Below are 15,331 nucleotides of genomic sequence, written 5' to 3'. Positions count from 1 at the left end.
TTGCACGCCGCTCGGTGGTGGCTTTAGGTGGAAGCAGAACTTCCCGGGGCCGGTTCCGACGACCGGCCTGACGACCAGGAGGTGTACGGATGTCGTCCAGCGGCATACGGAGCGGCGAACCCCCTCTCGCCGAGGCGGAGGCGGAGGAACTGCTGCGATGTATCTGCTTCAAGACCGGCCCGCCCCGCACCGTGGGGGTGGAGCTGGAATGGCTCGTGCACGAGCTGCGTGATCCCCGGCTCCCCGTCCGCCCGCCGAGGCTCGCGGCGGCCCTCGACACCGTACGGTCCCTGCCGCTGGTGTCGTCCCTGACCTTCGAACCCGGCGGGCAGCTGGAGCTCAGCTCGCGCCCGGCCGGTTCGCTCATGGAATGTCTCGACTCCCTCGCCGCCGACCTCCGGGCGGTACGGTCGGCGCTCGGGCCGCTCGGCCTCACCCTCAGCGGATACGGGGTGGACCCCTGGCACTCACCGCGCGGCCGGGTGCTCCACGAGCCGCGGTACGACGCCATGGAGGCGGCGCTGGACCGCACCGGCCCCGCCGGCCGGGCGATGATGTGCGATTCGGCGTCGGTGCAGATCTGCCTGGACGCGGGCCTGGAGGAGCCGGGGCCGCTCGGTTACCACCGGCGCTGGCAGCTCGCGCATCTCCTCGGAGCGGTGCTCGTGGCGGCCTTCGCCAACTCCCCGCAGCACGGGGGCCGTCGCACCGGCTGGCGCTCGACGCGGCAGGCGCTGTGGACGGACCTCGACCCCCGGCGGGCCCTCGCCCCCCTGCCGGACGGGGAGCCGCGCGCCGAGTACGCGGCCCACGTCCTGGACACCCCGGTGTTGTGCGTACGGGCCGACGAGGGGCCGTGGGCCGTGCCGGAGGGGATGACCTTCCGCGACTGGCTGCGCTCGGGCCTGCCCCGGCCGGCCGACGCCGACGACCTGCGCTACCACATGACGACGCTCTTCCCGCCGGTACGGCCGCGCGGCCATCTGGAACTGCGCATGGTCGACGCGCAGCCGGGCCCGGACGGGTGGATGGTGCCGGTGGCCGTGACGACGGCGGTGTTCGACGACCCGGCGGCGGCGGAGACCGTGTACCGGGCGGTGAAGCCCCTCGCGGAGCGGGCCGGCCCCTCCCCCGCCCCGCGCAACCCGCTCTGGCTGGCGGCGGCCCGTGACGGCCTGGCCGACCCCGAGCTGCACGCCACCGCCCTCGCCGTGTTCGCCACGGCCCTCGAGGCGCTGCCCCGGATCGGGGCGAGCGAGGAGGTGCGGCGGTCCGTCGCCGCGTTCCACGAGCGGTACGTGATTCCCGGGAGCTGCCCGGCCGACGATCTGGAGGTGCTGACGTCATGACGGAGACCCGGACCGAACGGGACCCCGAGGCCCTGCGCCGGCACGCCCTGGACGCCCTGACCGCCGCGCGGGCCCGCACGGCGCTGCTCACCTCCTGTGTCGAGGACGGCGAACTCACCGCCCAGCACTCCCCCTTGATGTCTCCGCTGGTCTGGGACCTGGCGCACATCGGCAACCAGGAGGAGTTGTGGCTGTGGCGGGCCGTCGGCGGGCGGGAGGCGCTGCGGCCCGAGATCGACTCGCTCTACGACGCCTTCGAGCACCCGAGGTCCGCCCGGCCGTCGCTGCCGCTGCTCGCGCCGGGCGAGGCGCGGACCTACGCGGCGGACGTACGGCTGCGGGTCCTCGACGTGCTGGAGCGCGCCGAGTTCGACGAACGTCCGCTGCTGCGCGCGGCCTTCGCCTTCGGTCTCGTCGCCCAGCACGAGCAGCAGCACGACGAGACGATGCTGATCACCCATCAGCTGCGGAAGGGTCCCGCCGCGCTGACCGCTCCCCCGCCGCCGCCCCTGCGGAGCGGTCCCCTTCCCGCCGAAGTCCTGGTGCCGGGCGGCCCGTTCACCATGGGGACCTCGGAGGAGCCCTGGGCGCTGGACAACGAGCGTCCGGCGCACGTCCGGGTCGTGCCCGCCTTCCACATCGACACCGTGCCGGTCACCAACGGCGCCTATCTGGCCTTCATGGCCGACGGCGGCTACACGGACCGGCGCTGGTGGCGGCCCGAGGGCTGGGCGCAGATCAGGGAGCACGGCATCGCGGCCCCGCTGTTCTGGCGCGGGGACGGCGCCCAGTGGCTGCGCCGCAGGTTCGGGGTGACCGAGCCGGTGCCCGAGGACGAGCCGGTCCTGCACGTCAGCTGGTACGAGGCGGACGCCTACGCGCGCTGGGCGGGCCGGCGCCTGCCGACCGAGGCCGAGTGGGAGAAGGCAGCCCGGTACGACCCGGACTCCGGGCTCTCGCGCCGCTATCCGTGGGGTGACGCCGACCCGGGTCCCGAGCACGCCAACCTCGGCCAGCGGCACCTGCGGCCGGCTGCCGCGGGCAGCTATCCGGAGGGCGCGTCGCCGCTCGGCGTCCGGCAGTTGATCGGCGACGTGTGGGAGTGGACGGCCAGCGACTTCCTGCCGTACCCGGGCTTCACCGTGTTCCCGTACAAGGAGTACTCGGAGGTGTTCTTCGGCCCCGACCACAAGGTGCTGCGCGGTGGCTCCTTCGCCGTGGACCCGGTCGCCTGCCGCGGGACCTTCCGCAACTGGGACCTGCCGGTGCGCCGCCAGATCTTCTCCGGCTTCCGTACGGCCCGCAGCGCGGAGCTCGACTGATGTGCCGTCACATCGCCTATGTGGGCGAGCCGGTGGCGCTGGGCGAGCTGCTCGTCGGGCCCGAGCACGCCCTGCTGCGCCAGTCCTGGGAGCCCCGCGCCCAGACCAGCGGCGTGGTGAACGCCGACGGCTTCGGGGTGGGCTGGTACGCCGAGGACGATCCGGTGCCGGCCCGGTACCGGCGCTCGGGCCCCCTCTGGGGCGACCTCTCCTTCGCGGACCTGGCCCGGGTGGTGCGCTCCCGTGCGCTGCTCGCCGCGGTGCGCGGGGCGACCCTGCCGGGTGCCGACGGGGAGGCCGCCGCGGCTCCGTTCACCGCCGGGCCCTGGCTGTTCAGCCACAACGGCGCCGTCAGGGGCTGGCCGGGCTCGCTCGCGCCGCTCGCCGCGACCCTCCCGGCCGGCGAGCTCCTCTCGCTGGAGGCCAGGACCGACTCGGCCCTGCTCTGGGCGCTGGTCCTGCACCGGCTGCGGTCCGGCGACGCGCCGGGCGCCGCCCTGGCCGACACGGTGCGGGAGGTCGCCGAGGCGGCCCCCGGCTCCGGTCTCACCCTGCTGCTCACCGACGGGTCGCTGATCGCGGCGACCGCCTGGGAGAACAGCCTCTGGTACCTGACGGGCCCCGACCGGGTGGTCGTGGCCTCCGAACCGTACGACGACGATCCGCGCTGGCTCGAGGTCCCCGGGCGCACGCTCGTGACCGCCACCCGAGCCGATGTCACCCTCACCCCGCTCAAGGAGCCCTCCACGTGAGCCCGTTCCAGCTGACCCGCACCCTCGCCCCGGACGCCGCCGGCGCCGATCTGCGCGCCGACGTCCTCCACGGGCTCAACCGCTCCCCCAAGGAGCTGCCGCCCAAGTGGTTCTACGACGCCCGGGGCAGCGAACTCTTCGAGGAGATCACCCGGCTGCCCGAGTACTACCCGACCCGGGCCGAGCGGGAGATCCTGAAGCAGCGGGCGCCGGAGATCGCCGCCGCGACCGGGGCCAGGACCCTGGTCGAGCTGGGCTCCGGCTCCTCGGAGAAGACCCGGTTCCTGATCGACGCGCTGCTGCCCGGCCTGGACGGCTACGTGCCGGTGGACGTGAGCGAGTCCGCGCTGACCGGCGCCGCGGAATCGCTGCTCGCCGAACGGCCGGGGCTGCACGTCCACGCGCTGGTCGCCGACTTCACCCGGGGCCTCGCGCTGCCCGGGACGCCGGGGCCGCGTCTGGTGGCCTTCCTCGGCGGCACCATCGGCAATCTGCTCCCCGGCGAGCGGCGGACCTTCCTCCGCTCCGTCCGGGCGATGCTCACGCCGGGAGACGCGCTGCTGCTCGGCACGGACCTGGTGAAGGACGAGTCGACGCTGGTCGCCGCGTACGACGACTCGGCCGGGGTGACGGCCGCCTTCAACAAGAACGTGCTCGCGGTGATCGACCGGGAGCTGAGCGCGGACTTCGACCCGGAGGCCTTCGACCACGTGGCGGTGTGGGACCCGGAGCGGGAGTGGATCGAGATGCGGCTGCGGGCCCGCCGCGCGCTGACCGTGAAGATCCCGGAGCTGGATCTCGTGGTGCCGTTCGCGGCGGGCGAGGAGATGCGGACGGAGGTGTCCGCGAAGTTCCGTCAGGCGGGCGTCCGGGCCGAGCTCGCGGAGGCGGACCTCGACCTCGACCGCTGGTGGACCGACAGCGAGGGCAGGTTCGCGCTGTCGCTTGCCACCGCCCGCTGAGCGGCGGCCGCCAGGGTACGGCGGTCCGGGTACAGGGCTCCGGGAAGGGGCTCCCGGAGCCGGACGACGGCGGTGAGCCGGCGGGTGCTGACGACCCGCCACAGTGAGGAGCCGAGCGGGTCGGGCCCGACGTACGCGGCGGCGTCCGTGGGCCGGTAGTCGAGCCGTACCGGCTGCACGGCGCAACCGGCGTCGAGGGCGGCCTGGAACGCGGCCGGGCGGAACCGGCCGCGTTCCCTTCCGCACCAGGTCGAGCCCTCGGGGAAGACGACCACACGGCCGCCGCCCGCGAGCACGCCGGCCATGGTGCGTACGGTGCCGGGCAGGGCCATGATCCCTTCCCGGTCGATGAAGAGGGTGCCGCCGAGCGCGGCGAGCGTGCCGAGGACGGGCCAGCGGCGCACCTCCGACTTGGCGACCGTGCGGCCGGGCAGGACGGCGGCGATCAGCGGTATGTCGAGCCAGGAGACGTGGTTGGCGACGACGAGGAGCGGGCCGCCGGCCGGGGCGGGCGTTCCCTCGTACCGGGCGTGGACGCCGAAGGCACGGACCACCGCCCGCATCCAGTACCGGACGAGGGTGAGCCGGGCGGCGGCCGGCAGGAGGCCGGCCGGCGGGGCGAGGAGGAGGCCGAGGAGGACGGTGCCGAGTCCGGCGATCAGCCGGGCGACGGCCCGGACGAACCCGGCCGGGTCCGCCTCGGCGCCGCTCCGGCGGGGGGCGGACCCGGGATGGGCGGCGCAGTGGCCCGGGGTGCAGGGCGCCGTGGGGAGCCACGGCGAGAGGGCCGTGGTCCCGTTCACCGTGACGGGGCGAGCGAGAGGAAGTGGTTGAGGTAGCGCGGGTTGGTCCGGCGCAGCGAGAGCAGGACGTAGAGGTCGGCGACGCCGAAGTCGGGGTCGTGCGCGGGGGCGCCGCAGACCCAGGCGCCGAGCCGGAGGTAGCCGCGGAGCAGCGGCGGCAGCTCGGTGCGGCCCTCGGGGCGGGTGACGCCCTCGGGGCTCCAGAGCTTGTGCGGGGTGACCCAGTACTCCTCCGGGGCGAGGTGCTTGGCCTTGACCGTGTCCCAGGTGGCGGCGGCGAGGGTGCCGCCGTCGGCGAGCGGGAGGGAGCAGCAGCCGGCGAGCCAGTTGTGGCCCGTGTCCGTCATGTAGCGGGCGAGCCCGGCCCAGATGAGGGCGATGACGGCGCCGTTGCGGTGGGCGGGGTGGACGCAGGAGCGGCCGACCTCGACCAGGTCGTGGCGGATGGGGGCGAGCCGGGCGAGGTCGAACTCGCTCTCGGAGTAGAGGCGCCCCGCGACGGCGGCCCGGTCGGGCGGCAGGATCCGGTAGGTGCCGACGACCTCGCCGGTGGTCTCCTCCCGTACGAGGAGGTGGTCGCAGTACGCGTCGAAGGCGTCGATGTCGAGGCCGGGCTCGGGACCGTCGAGCCGGGCGCCGAGTTCGCCGGCGAAGACCTGGTGGCGCAGCCGCTGGGCGGCGCGGACGTCCTCCTGGTCACGGGCGAGCCCGACGAGGTAGCGGGGGGTGGGCTCCTCGGCCGGGGTCTGCGGCGCCGCCTGCTCGACGAGGGCCCGGGGTTCGGGCTGCCCGACGAGCGGCTGGGGCTGGGCGGGGACGGCGAGCGGCTGAGCGGGGACGGCGAGCGTGGGGGTCGGTGCGGCCATGTCGGGCTCCTCCGGCGTACGGAAGGGTAAGGGGCGGCGCCGGACCGTGTGAGCGGTGGCCCGACTCCTTACTTCTTCCGTGACCGGCTGGATTCGACATGACCGTCCGGGGACCCGCGGGTGTGGAGGCGCTGAATGCTATTCGGCGAGGGTGTCCGTGATCTCGGCCGAGGCCAGCTTGGCGGCCTTCACGGGGTCCTCGCCCTGGAGGACGGCCGTCATGTAGGGCTTGATGGGGTTGTCGGCCTCGACGTTGGCCCACTGCGGGGAGTTGGGGGTGGCGCGGCCGCGCGCGGCGCCCTTGGCCATGACGGCGGTGGCCTCCTGGCCGGCGACGACGGAGGCGAGGCCCTTCTTGTTGGGCACGTAGCCCATGGTGCGGGCGAGGTCGGTCTGCCACTTCTCGCCGGCGAGTGCCTTGACGACGTCGAGGGCGGCGCCGCGCTGGGGTGCGTTCTCCGGGATGATGAGGTCGGAGCCGCCGGTGAAGACGGCACAGGGCTGTCCCGCCTTGGCGCCGGGTATCGGGAAGAAGCCGAGCTTGTCCTTGAGGGCCGGGTTGGCCTTGAGGATCGCGGCCACGGCGCTGGGCGCGGCGATGAGCTGGGCGACGTCGCCCTTGGCGAACACGTCGGCCTGCGGCGGGTTCTGCTCGTCGGCGTCCTTGGGGCCGGAGCCGAGGGACTGGAGTTCCTTGTAGTAGGCCATGCCGCGCCGGGCCGCGGCGCTCTCGAGCGCGCCGGTCCACTCGCCGCCCTTGTCGGTGGCGAGTTCGCCGCCCTCGTCCCAGATGAATCCGGCGAGGGTGTACCAGTCCTGGCCGGCGAGGTAGATGCCCTGGGAGCCCTTGCTGTTGAGCTTCTCGGTGTCGGAGAGCCACTGGGCGCGGGTGGCCGGCGGCTTGTCGATGCCGGCGTCGGCGAACAGGTCCTTGTTGTAGATGACGATGCGGTTCGCCGCGTACCAGGGGATGCCGTACTGGGATCCGCCGATGCTGCCGGGCTCGGCGAGACCGGGCAGCCAGTCCTCGCTGCCGAGGTCGCGGACCGACTCGAGGGTGAGGTCGAAGAGCTTCTCGGTGTCGGCGTACTGGGCGACCTGGGTGTTGCCGACCTCGATGACGTCGGGTCCGCCGGGGCCCTGGATGGCCTCGGTGACCTTCTTTCCGATGCCGGTCCACTCCTGGATGGTGACCTGGAGTTCGACGCCGTCGTGCTCCTCCTCGTACGCCTCGGTGAAGCGGTTGAGGAAGTCCTCGCTGACGCTGTCCCGCATGAGCCAGATGTTGACGGTCTTCGTCCCCCCGCCGCCCGGGAGCAGCCCGCAGCCGGCGAGGGCGAGCGCTGTGGCGGCTGCCAGGGGGCAGGCCAGATGGCGGTTCTTCACGTAGGTCACCTTCTGCGGTTCAGCACAGGGTCGTGCGGCATGGGGGGCTGACCCGACATGGGGGGACCGAACGGGGTGTTCGCGCGGGTATGTGGCCTGGATTCTGGTCTGGACCAACGGGATGGTCAAGTCCTTGACCATCCCGTTCCGCACCGCGAGCGCACCATGCGGGCCATTACCTCAGGTAACTCCCGGTCGGTGACCTTTGATCCGCTCTGCGCGGGAGAGGAAGCACGACAAAGCCCCCGAGCGACGCCACTGAGGCATCGTCGGGAGCTTCGGACGAAGGACCGCCCTAGCTGGGCTCCTCCAGGCGGAAGCCGATCTTCATGCCCACCTGGAAATGGGCGACCTGCCCGTCCTCGACGTGACCGCGGATCTCGGTGACCTCGAACCAGTCGACCGAGCGCAGCGTTTCGCAGGCGCGGGTGATCCCGTTGCGGATGGCGGTGTCGACGCCCTCCGAGGACGACCCGACGATCTCCGTGACGCGGTAGACGTGATCTCCCATGGCGGCCTCTCCTTCGCGTTCCGACTCCATCCACACTGCACGGAACCGGAGACCGCCGCGAGTCGAGGTGGACCGGGTGGACCGCGCTCCCGGGTCGCGGCCGCACCACGCCCGCGTCACATCGGACAGGAATGCAGCCGGACCGGCCCCTCGGGCCACCGGCTCGCCTCCCGGAGCGGGAACCACATCGTCCGCAGGGGCATCGCCGCGGGACCGTCGGGCTGCTCCACCTCCACCTCGCCGGCCACCTCGCTCCAGCCGAGCCGCGCGTAGAGGCCGGAGACCTCCGGCCGGCAGAACAGCAGCGCGAACTCGGGCCCCAGCGTGCGCGCCTGCTCGAGAGCGCCGCCCACCACCCGCGCGGCGAGCCCGCGGCCCCGCTGGTCCGAGGCGACGGCGACCCCGCCGAGGCCCACCACGTCCATCCGGCGCCCGCCGACCGACAGGGGCAGTACGAGGAGTCCGGCGTGGGCGAGGAGCCGGCCGTCCGCCCTGACTCCGAAGTGGTGCTCCTTGGGCAGCCAGACCAGACCCCAGGCGTCCACCCCGAACGGGTCGGCGGCGTCCCCGAAGATCTCGGACCGGTCGTAGGCCTCCAGCCGCACCACCGCCGGCGCCGCGGTGGGCCGCTCCGCGCCCATCAGGTCCGGCCCTCCTTCTCCTGGGCGTCCCTCAGTTCCTCGGAAGGGGTCGCCCACCGGGCACGTACGACGGGGAAGCCGGCCTCCTCGGCCGCGTCGCAGACCAGCATGTCGTCGTCGACGAGCATCCTGATCGCACGGTCGGCGCCCAGCCGCCGCAGGATCTCCACCTTGGTGACCCGGGCCGGGCGGAAGTCCCGGTTGCGGCGCATGTGGACCGGCCCCTCCGGCAGCCCCTGCGCGGCCAGCCAGGCCAGGGTGTCCCTGCGGCAGCGCTCCGGGCGTCCGGTCAGGTAGACGACGTCGCACTCCTCGGCAGCCCCGCGGCACAGCGCGACCCCCTCGTCCAGCGGCGGATCGTCCGGCGCCGCCGCGAAGAAGGCGTCCCAGTCCTTGGGGCGCCGCTCCAGGAAGTGCTGCCGGTGGGCGGTGGCGGCGAGCGTGTTGTCGAGGTCGAAGACGGCCAGGGGCCGGTGGGTTTCGGCTGTCACACGGCCCAGCCTAGAAGGTGGCCGCGGGCGGCACCCCGACGCCGTGGATCAAGGGCGCGGGACGGGAATCCCTCCCCGTCCCGAGCGTTGAACCCCTTGTGAGCATCTTTCCCGGCGACATCCGCTTCTCCGTCCTCGACCGCTCCCGCACCCGGGAGGGCGAGGACGCCCCGCAGGCGCTGCGCGACACCGTGCGCCTCGCCCAGGAGGTGGAGGCCCTCGGCTACCACCGCTTCTGGGTGTCGGAGCACCACAGCGTGCCCGGGGTCGCCGGTTCCGCGCCGACGATCCTCGCGGCCGCCGTGGCCGCCGCCACGACGGGCATCCGGGTGGGTACGGGCGGGGTGATGCTCCCCAACCACCAGCCCATGGTCGTGGCCGAGCAGTTCGGCGTCCTGGAGTCCCTCTTCCCGGGCCGGATCGACATGGGCGTCGGCCGCTCGGTCGGCTTCACCGACGGCATCCGCCGGGCGCTCGGGCGGGACAAGGACGACGCCGACCGCTTCGGGGAGCAGCTCGGCGAGCTGCTCGGCTGGTTCACCGGCGAGCAGACCGCCCACCCGCAGGTGCACGCCCGGCCCGCGGAGGGCCTGCGGGTGCCGCCCTTCGTCCTGGCGACCGGCGAGGGCGCGTCGATCGCCGCGGCGGCCGGACTGCCGCTGGTCATCGGCGATCTCCGCGGCAGGGACCGGCTGCTCGCCGCCGTCGAGACGTACCGCTCCGCGTTCCGTCCGTCCTCGTGGTCCGCCGAGCCGTACGTGGTGGTCGCCGGGACGGTCGCGGTGGCCGGGACGGAGGCGGAGGCCCGGCGGCTGCTGATGCCGGAGGCCTGGTCGCTCGCCCACTCCCGGACGCGGGGCGTGTTCCCGCCGCTCGTCGCGCCCGAGGCGATCGAGGGGCTCACGATGACGGAGAAGCAGCGCGGTTTCTACGAGTCGGGACTGGGCGGTCATGTGTACGGCACGGAGGAGCAGGTGGCCGAGGCGCTGGAGGGGGCGGTGAAGGAGACCGGCGCGCAGGAGGTGCTGGTCACCACGAGCACGTACGACAGGACGGCGCTGAGCGAGTCGTACCGGAGGCTCGCGAGGGCGGTCGGCCTCACCCCGGGGGCGCGGCCGCCGCTCCCGGCGTGACGGCGTGGGTGCGAGCCGTCGATGGGACGCCGGTGCGGCGGCCCGTTCGGCTCAGGGGCGGCGGACGGCCAGCAGCGCCATGTCGTCGGAGCGTACGCCTCCGGTGAATCGGTACACGTCGGCCACGAGGACGTCGAGGAGGCGGTCCGGCGAGGCGAAGGTCCGGCCGTTCAGCCGGACGGCCGGGTCGTAGAAGACGCCCGCCGTGTTCCGTGCCTCCGACAGGCCGTCCGTGTAGAGCAGCAGGGTGGACCCCGGCGGGAACGGGCGCGCCGTCATCTCGCCCGGCCCGGGGGAGAGTTCCCCGAGCCCCAGCGGGAGGGAGAAGGCCCGGGGCTTCAGCGGGACGACCGTCCCGTCTCCGCGGAGCAGGAGCGGCTCGGGGTGCCCCCGGTTCAGGACGCGCAGCTCCTCGTCCCCCGGCGGGATCTCCACGAAGGCGCACGTGGCGAAGCCCTCCGTGTCGTCGATGCCCGTGCGGCGGCTGCCCTCGCGGGTCAGAGCGCGCTCCAGGCTGTCCGCCACCCCGTGCAGGGACGGTTCCCGGTCCGCCGCCTCCCAGAAGGCACCGAGGATCACGGAGACCGTCTCGATGGCCCCGAGCCCCTTGCCGCGGACGTCGCCGATGAGGAGGCGTACCCCGTGCGGGGTGGAACGGGCGGCGTAGAGGTCCCCGCCGATGAGGGTGTCCTCCTGGGCGGCCTCGTAGCGGGCGCCGGACCTCAGCGCTCCCAGGCGGTGCTCGGGCGCCGGCAGCACGGCCCGCTGCGCGGTCTCGGCGACGCCGCGGGCGGAGGCCAGGCGGTTCCGGTCACGGCGGACGACGCGGTTGAGGAAGACGGCGATCGCCGTGACGAAGACCAGGGTCGCCAGTTCGGTCACCAGACCGTGGAGCGCGGTGATGCCACCCATGTGCCCGGTGATCGCGTAGAGCACGGTGATGGCCAGCAGTCCCGCGCCACCGAACAGGACGGGAGCCCACCAGGCGAAGAGCGGCGCCGAGATCAGCGGAGCCGAGGCGAAGAACGGGGTCCCGGTCAGCTCTCGCGGGGTGCTGAGCTGGAAGGCCACCCCCATCGCCAGGAACAGAGAGGGCAGGGCGCGGGCGAGTTGCCCGGCGCTGCCGGAGCGGGTTCCGCCGGGCGGCATGCCCGGGGCACCACCTGAACGATCGTCCATGCGGCCCTCCAGGGAGGGAGCTGGGCCACTCCCAGTATGCGGGCGCCCCGGGCCCCCTGCGAGCGAGGGGTCTCCGGGTTCGCCGGATAAAATCACGTTATGCCCGAAAGCCACCATGATCCGTACGTCCGCGTCCGAGGCGCCCGTGAGCACAACCTCGCCGGGGTGGACGTCGACGTCCCCCGCGACGCGCTCGTCGTCTTCACCGGGGTCTCCGGGTCCGGCAAGTCGTCCCTGGCCTTCGGCACGATCTACGCGGAGGCCCAGCGGCGCTACTTCGAGTCGGTGGCGCCGTACGCGCGGCGGCTGATCCATCAGGTGGGGGCGCCCGCGGTCGGTGAGATCACCGGGCTCCCGCCGGCGGTCTCCCTGGAGCAGCGCCGGTCCTCCCCGAACGCCCGCTCGTCCGTCGGCACGGTCACCACCCTCTCCAACTCGCTCCGCATGCTGTTCTCCCGGGCGGGCCGCTATCCGGAGGGCGCGGAGCGGCTCGACTCCGACGCCTTCTCCCCCAACACGGCTGCGGGCGCCTGCCCTTCGTGTCACGGCCTCGGCCGCGTCCACGACACGAGCGAGGAACTCCTCGTGCCCGAACCCGATCTGTCGATCCGTCAGGGTGCCATCGCGGCCTGGCCGGGTGCGTGGCAGGGAAAGAACCTGCGGGACGTCCTCGACACGCTCGGGTACGACGTCGACCTGCCGTGGCGCGAGCTCGACGCGAAGGACCGGGAGTGGATCCTCTTCACGGAGGAGCAGCCGGTCGTCACGGTCCATCCGGTACGGGACGCGGACCGCATCCAACGCCCTTACCAGGGGACGTACATGAGCGCCCGGCGCTACGTCCTGCGGACCTTCTCCGACTCGAAGAGCCCGACGCTGCGGGCGAAGGCCGAGCGCTTCCTCACCAGCGCGCCCTGCCCGGTCTGCGGCGGCGGGCGGCTGCGTCCGGAGGCGCTCGCGGTGACGTTCGCCGGCCGGACCATCGCCGACCTGGCGTCGCTGCCGCTGACGTCGCTGGCCGGGCTCCTCTCCGCCGCGGCGGCGGAGGACGGGGAGACCGCGCGCGTCCTGACCGAGGACCTCGTCGCCCGGATCGCGACCGTGACCGAGCTCGGCCTCGGCTATCTCAGTCTGGACCGTGCCACCCCCACCCTCTCCAACGGCGAGCTCCAGCGGCTGCGGCTCGCCACCCAGCTGCGCTCGGGGCTCTTCGGTGTGGTGTACGTCCTGGACGAGCCCTCCGCGGGGCTGCACCCGGCCGACACGGAGGCCCTGCTCGTGGTGCTCGACCGGCTCAAGGCCGCCGGGAACTCCGTCTTCGTCGTCGAGCACCACCTGGACGTGATCCGGCACGCCGACTGGCTCGTGGACGTCGGACCGCTCGCCGGGGTGCACGGCGGGCGGGTCCTGCACAGCGGACCGCCGGGTGGACTCGCGGACGTCGAGGCGTCCGCGACCCGCCGTTTCCTCTTCGGTCGCCGGCCCGGGCCCGAGCGGGCGGTGCGCGCACCGGCCGGGTGGCTGCGGACGGGGCCGGTGTCCCGGCACAATCTGCGGTCGGTCGACGCGGCCTTCCCCGTCGGGGTGCTGACGGCGGTCACCGGCGTCTCGGGCTCGGGCAAGTCGACGCTCGTGGGCGCGCTGACCGAGGAACTCTCCGGAGTGGGGCGCCTGGTGACGGTGGACCAGCGGCCGATCGGGCGCACCCCGCGGTCCAACCTGGCCACGTACACGGGCCTGTTCGACGTGGTGCGCAAGCTGTTCACGGAGACCGGGGAGGCGCGGGCGCGCGGCTACAAGGCGGGCCGCTTCTCGTTCAACGTGCCCGGCGGCCGGTGCGAGACCTGCCAGGGCGAGGGTTTCGTCTCCGTCGAGCTGCTCTTCCTGCCCAGTACGTACGCGCCCTGCCCCGACTGCCACGGCGCCCGCTACAACCCCGAGACCCTCCAAGTGCGGCTGCGGGGCCTCACCATCGCCGAGGTCCTCGATCTCACCGTCGAGTCCGCCGCCGTGTTCTTCGCGGACACGCCCGCCGCCGCCCGGAGCCTGCGCACCCTGCTCGACGTGGGCCTCGGCTATCTGCGGCTCGGGCAGCCCGCGACGGAGCTGTCCGGGGGCGAGGCCCAGCGCATCAAGCTCGCGTCCGAACTCCAGCGGCCGCACCGCTCCCCCACGCTGTACGTCCTGGACGAGCCGACGACGGGCCTGCATCCGGCGGACGTCGAGGTCCTGATGCGGCAGCTCCACGGCCTCGTGGACGCCGGGCACTCGGTGGTCGTCGTCGAGCACGACATGGACGTGGTCGCCACCGCGGACTGGGTGGTCGACCTCGGGCCCGGCGGCGGCGACGAGGGCGGTCGGATCGTGGCCGCGGGTCCCCCGGACCGGGTGGCGCGGGCGGCGGAGAGCCGCACCGCGCCGTATCTGCTCCGGGCCCTGGGGCCCGCCGGACGGAGCTGAGGTCCGTCCGGCGGGATCGGACCCACGGAGCCGGGGTCCTGTCCGGCGGGGTCGGCCTGCCGGGCCCGAGCCTCGGTCCGCGGGATCGGGGCTGCCGGAGCCGAGCCCCGGCCCGCGGGATCGGACCCCACGGAGCCGAGCCCCGGTCCGGTGGGTCAGGCCGCCGTGTCGAAGGTGTAGTGGCGGGTGTGGTCGAGCATGTCCGCCGGGGTCACGTCGTTCCACGGGCGCATGGTGTCGCCGAGGTCGACGACGTTCGCGGTGCCCGCGGCCGGCAGGTACGGGGACCGCGGGTGGCGGGCCTGCCAGTCGGCCCACAGCTTGTCGATGAAGGCGTGGTGCAGCCAGAACACGGGGTCGTTCGGGGAGACCCCGGTGCCCATCTGGCCGCCGACCCAGACGTGGACCCGGTTGTGGAGGTTCACCCCGCGCCACCCTTCGAGGTGGTTGCGGAAGCCGTCGGACGAGCTGTTCCACGGGGCCGTGTCGTAGGTCTCCATGGCGAGCACGGAGTCCACCTCGGCGCGGGTGGGGAGCTGGCGGCCGCCCGCGCCGAGGTCGCGCCGCAGGTAGTCGCGGCCGTCGACGCGGACGGTGATCGTCCAGCGGTTGCCGCTGCGGGCGAACGCGCCGTCGAGCACCTGGCCGTCACGGGCGCGCCCGGTGCCGCCGAGGAAGTCGGGCGCCCAGAGCGAGGAGCGGGAGGTGCGGTCGGCCGTCCAGTCCCAGTAGGGGAGGTTGACCGTCGGGTCGACGGACTGCAGCGCCTGCTCGAACTCTATGAGGAAGCGCCGGTGCCAGGGCAGGAACGAGGGCGAGCGGTGGCCGACGCGGTCGCCGTTGTCGGTGTCGCTCATGATGAAGGCGTTGTGCGTGGTGACGAAGGTGTCGTACCGCCCGGAGCGCTTGAGCTCCAGGACGGCGTTGACGAAGCGCCGCTTCTCGTCGGCGGTGAGGGAGGCCTGGTTCTTGCGTACGGTCATGACGGGTGCCGCTCCTGGATCGATCAGCCGAGGGTGAGGGGTACGAGCGGGGCGCCCTGGAGTTCGCGGACGGCCGCGCGGGCCAGCGACTTGGGCGTGGCGACGGGCTCGTAGTGGTTGATCACGCTGATCCAGGTGCCGTCGGCGTTCTGCATGACGTGCAGTTCCTCGCCGTCGATCGTCACGGAGTAGCCCCCTCCGTGGTGCCCCCCGTGGTGGCCTCCGCCGTGCGCGGGCCCGCCCTGGATGCGGCGGCCCTGGTAGACCTCGTCGAACGACGCCGGGGCCGGGCCGGCCGCGGGAGCGGCGGCCCGGGGCCCGTCGGCCACGGCGGAACCGGCCAGGGCGAGGCCCGCGGCGGCCCCTGCGGCTCCGGCCGCGACGCCGAGAACCCGGCGGCGGGTGATGCTGGACATGAAACCCCCAAATGGTCTGTGCGACCGGGGGTTTGGTCATATGCCCCCGGCAGTGCTCATCAGTACCCGGGGGTGGG

General features: G+C 73.8%; 15 protein-coding genes. 6 read left to right on the top strand and 9 right to left on the bottom strand.

The features are described 5' to 3' along the window. Nucleotides 1-89 precede the first annotated feature (89 nt). The 4 genes from egtA to egtD are packed head-to-tail and all read left to right on the top strand — an operon-like array spanning nucleotide 90 to nucleotide 4,385. On the top strand, nucleotides 90-1,349 hold the full coding sequence (gene egtA, locus ACFQ79_RS01645) for an ergothioneine biosynthesis glutamate--cysteine ligase EgtA (RefSeq protein ID WP_383578814.1): 1,260 nt from the start codon (nucleotides 90-92) through the stop codon (nucleotides 1,347-1,349). Continuing rightward, nucleotides 1,346-2,671 (top strand): ergothioneine biosynthesis protein EgtB, encoded by a 1,326-nt coding sequence (gene egtB / locus ACFQ79_RS01640; RefSeq protein ID WP_383578812.1) that lies wholly within the window; start codon nucleotides 1,346-1,348, stop codon nucleotides 2,669-2,671. The genes egtA and egtB overlap by 4 nt, the downstream gene beginning before the upstream one ends. Next, nucleotides 2,671-3,423 carry an ergothioneine biosynthesis protein EgtC gene (gene egtC, locus ACFQ79_RS01635; RefSeq protein ID WP_383578810.1) on the top strand — a complete coding sequence of 251 codons (753 nt, stop codon included), beginning with the start codon at nucleotides 2,671-2,673 and terminating at the stop codon, nucleotides 3,421-3,423. Before egtB ends, egtC begins: the two co-directional genes overlap by 1 nt. Then, nucleotides 3,420-4,385, top strand: coding sequence for an L-histidine N(alpha)-methyltransferase (egtD, locus tag ACFQ79_RS01630; protein WP_383578808.1), 966 nt, complete (start codon nucleotides 3,420-3,422; stop codon nucleotides 4,383-4,385). Before egtC ends, egtD begins: the two co-directional genes overlap by 4 nt. Here the strand turns inward: egtD and ACFQ79_RS01625 are convergent. The 6 genes from ACFQ79_RS01625 to ACFQ79_RS01600 form a co-directional block, all read right to left on the bottom strand. Beyond that, the gene (locus tag ACFQ79_RS01625) at nucleotides 4,280-5,188 is read right to left on the bottom strand and encodes a lysophospholipid acyltransferase family protein (protein WP_383578806.1); all 909 of its coding nucleotides are present in this window, start codon (nucleotides 5,186-5,188) and stop codon (nucleotides 4,280-4,282) included. The two genes, egtD and ACFQ79_RS01625, sit on opposite strands and share 106 nt — an antisense overlap. After that, complete coding sequence (locus tag ACFQ79_RS01620; protein WP_383578804.1) at nucleotides 5,185-6,054, bottom strand: GNAT family N-acetyltransferase; 870 nt, start codon at nucleotides 6,052-6,054, stop codon at nucleotides 5,185-5,187. Before ACFQ79_RS01620 ends, ACFQ79_RS01625 begins: the two co-directional genes overlap by 4 nt. Before the next feature lie 138 nt (nucleotides 6,055-6,192). Further along, complete coding sequence (locus ACFQ79_RS01615) at nucleotides 6,193-7,440, bottom strand: extracellular solute-binding protein (protein ID WP_383578802.1); 1,248 nt, start codon at nucleotides 7,438-7,440, stop codon at nucleotides 6,193-6,195. Between the two features lie 295 nt (nucleotides 7,441-7,735). After that, on the bottom strand, nucleotides 7,736-7,951 hold the full coding sequence (locus ACFQ79_RS01610; protein WP_383578800.1) for a dodecin: 216 nt from the start codon (nucleotides 7,949-7,951) through the stop codon (nucleotides 7,736-7,738). A 116-nt stretch (nucleotides 7,952-8,067) separates the two neighbouring features. Next, nucleotides 8,068-8,592, bottom strand: coding sequence for a GNAT family N-acetyltransferase (locus tag ACFQ79_RS01605; protein WP_383578798.1), 525 nt, complete (start codon nucleotides 8,590-8,592; stop codon nucleotides 8,068-8,070). After that, nucleotides 8,592-9,083, bottom strand: a complete 492-nt coding sequence (locus ACFQ79_RS01600) for a hypothetical protein (RefSeq protein WP_383578796.1) — start codon at nucleotides 9,081-9,083, stop codon at nucleotides 8,592-8,594. The genes ACFQ79_RS01605 and ACFQ79_RS01600 overlap by 1 nt, the downstream gene beginning before the upstream one ends. Before the next feature lie 98 nt (nucleotides 9,084-9,181). On the opposite strand from ACFQ79_RS01600, the gene ACFQ79_RS01595 reads away from it, so the two are divergent. Next, nucleotides 9,182-10,216 carry an LLM class flavin-dependent oxidoreductase gene (locus ACFQ79_RS01595; RefSeq protein ID WP_383578794.1) on the top strand — a complete coding sequence of 345 codons (1,035 nt, stop codon included), beginning with the start codon at nucleotides 9,182-9,184 and terminating at the stop codon, nucleotides 10,214-10,216. A gap of 51 nt (nucleotides 10,217-10,267) precedes the next feature. Here ACFQ79_RS01595 and ACFQ79_RS01590 read toward each other — a convergent pair whose 3' ends face one another. Next, nucleotides 10,268-11,395: a PP2C family protein-serine/threonine phosphatase gene (locus ACFQ79_RS01590; RefSeq protein ID WP_383578792.1), complete on the bottom strand. Its 1,128-nt coding sequence runs from the start codon at nucleotides 11,393-11,395 to the stop codon at nucleotides 10,268-10,270. Nucleotides 11,396-11,494: 99 nt separating this feature from the next. Between ACFQ79_RS01590 and ACFQ79_RS01585 the strand changes: the two genes are divergently transcribed. Then, the gene (locus ACFQ79_RS01585; RefSeq protein WP_383578790.1) at nucleotides 11,495-13,855 is read left to right on the top strand and encodes an ATP-binding cassette domain-containing protein; all 2,361 of its coding nucleotides are present in this window, start codon (nucleotides 11,495-11,497) and stop codon (nucleotides 13,853-13,855) included. Nucleotides 13,856-14,010: 155 nt separating this feature from the next. Here the strand turns inward: ACFQ79_RS01585 and ACFQ79_RS01580 are convergent, their stop codons facing one another. Beyond that, nucleotides 14,011-14,838, bottom strand: coding sequence for a tyrosinase family protein (locus ACFQ79_RS01580; RefSeq protein WP_073904704.1), 828 nt, complete (start codon nucleotides 14,836-14,838; stop codon nucleotides 14,011-14,013). A gap of 23 nt (nucleotides 14,839-14,861) precedes the next feature. Next, nucleotides 14,862-15,254 (bottom strand): tyrosinase cofactor, encoded by a 393-nt coding sequence (locus tag ACFQ79_RS01575; RefSeq protein WP_187621270.1) that lies wholly within the window; start codon nucleotides 15,252-15,254, stop codon nucleotides 14,862-14,864. Nucleotides 15,255-15,331: the final 77 nt, after the last annotated feature.

The sequence above is a fragment of the Streptomyces sp. NPDC056480 genome, from assembly GCF_042795405.1.
Classification (GTDB): domain Bacteria; phylum Actinomycetota; class Actinomycetes; order Streptomycetales; family Streptomycetaceae; genus Streptomyces.
The sequence above is the reverse complement of the archived record's forward strand: the minus strand, read 5'-3'. Positions and strand labels throughout refer to the sequence as shown.

What these genes read in the sequence shown, in the direction of transcription:
- ACFQ79_RS01605 (WP_383578798.1), bottom strand. Translation starts at nt 8,592, where the DNA reads ATGGGCGCGGAGCGGCCCACCGCGGCGCCGGCGGTGGTGCGGCTGGAG.
- egtA (WP_383578814.1), top strand. Translation starts at nt 90, where the DNA reads ATGTCGTCCAGCGGCATACGGAGCGGCGAACCCCCTCTCGCCGAGGCG.
- ACFQ79_RS01585 (WP_383578790.1), top strand. Translation starts at nt 11,495, where the DNA reads ATGCCCGAAAGCCACCATGATCCGTACGTCCGCGTCCGAGGCGCCCGT.
- ACFQ79_RS01580 (WP_073904704.1), bottom strand. Translation starts at nt 14,838, where the DNA reads ATGACCGTACGCAAGAACCAGGCCTCCCTCACCGCCGACGAGAAGCGG.
- ACFQ79_RS01590 (WP_383578792.1), bottom strand. Translation starts at nt 11,395, where the DNA reads ATGGACGATCGTTCAGGTGGTGCCCCGGGCATGCCGCCCGGCGGAACC.
- egtB (WP_383578812.1), top strand. Translation starts at nt 1,346, where the DNA reads ATGACGGAGACCCGGACCGAACGGGACCCCGAGGCCCTGCGCCGGCAC.
- ACFQ79_RS01610 (WP_383578800.1), bottom strand. Translation starts at nt 7,951, where the DNA reads ATGGGAGATCACGTCTACCGCGTCACGGAGATCGTCGGGTCGTCCTCG.
- ACFQ79_RS01620 (WP_383578804.1), bottom strand. Translation starts at nt 6,054, where the DNA reads ATGGCCGCACCGACCCCCACGCTCGCCGTCCCCGCTCAGCCGCTCGCC.
- egtC (WP_383578810.1), top strand. Translation starts at nt 2,671, where the DNA reads ATGTGCCGTCACATCGCCTATGTGGGCGAGCCGGTGGCGCTGGGCGAG.
- ACFQ79_RS01575 (WP_187621270.1), bottom strand. Translation starts at nt 15,254, where the DNA reads ATGTCCAGCATCACCCGCCGCCGGGTTCTCGGCGTCGCGGCCGGAGCC.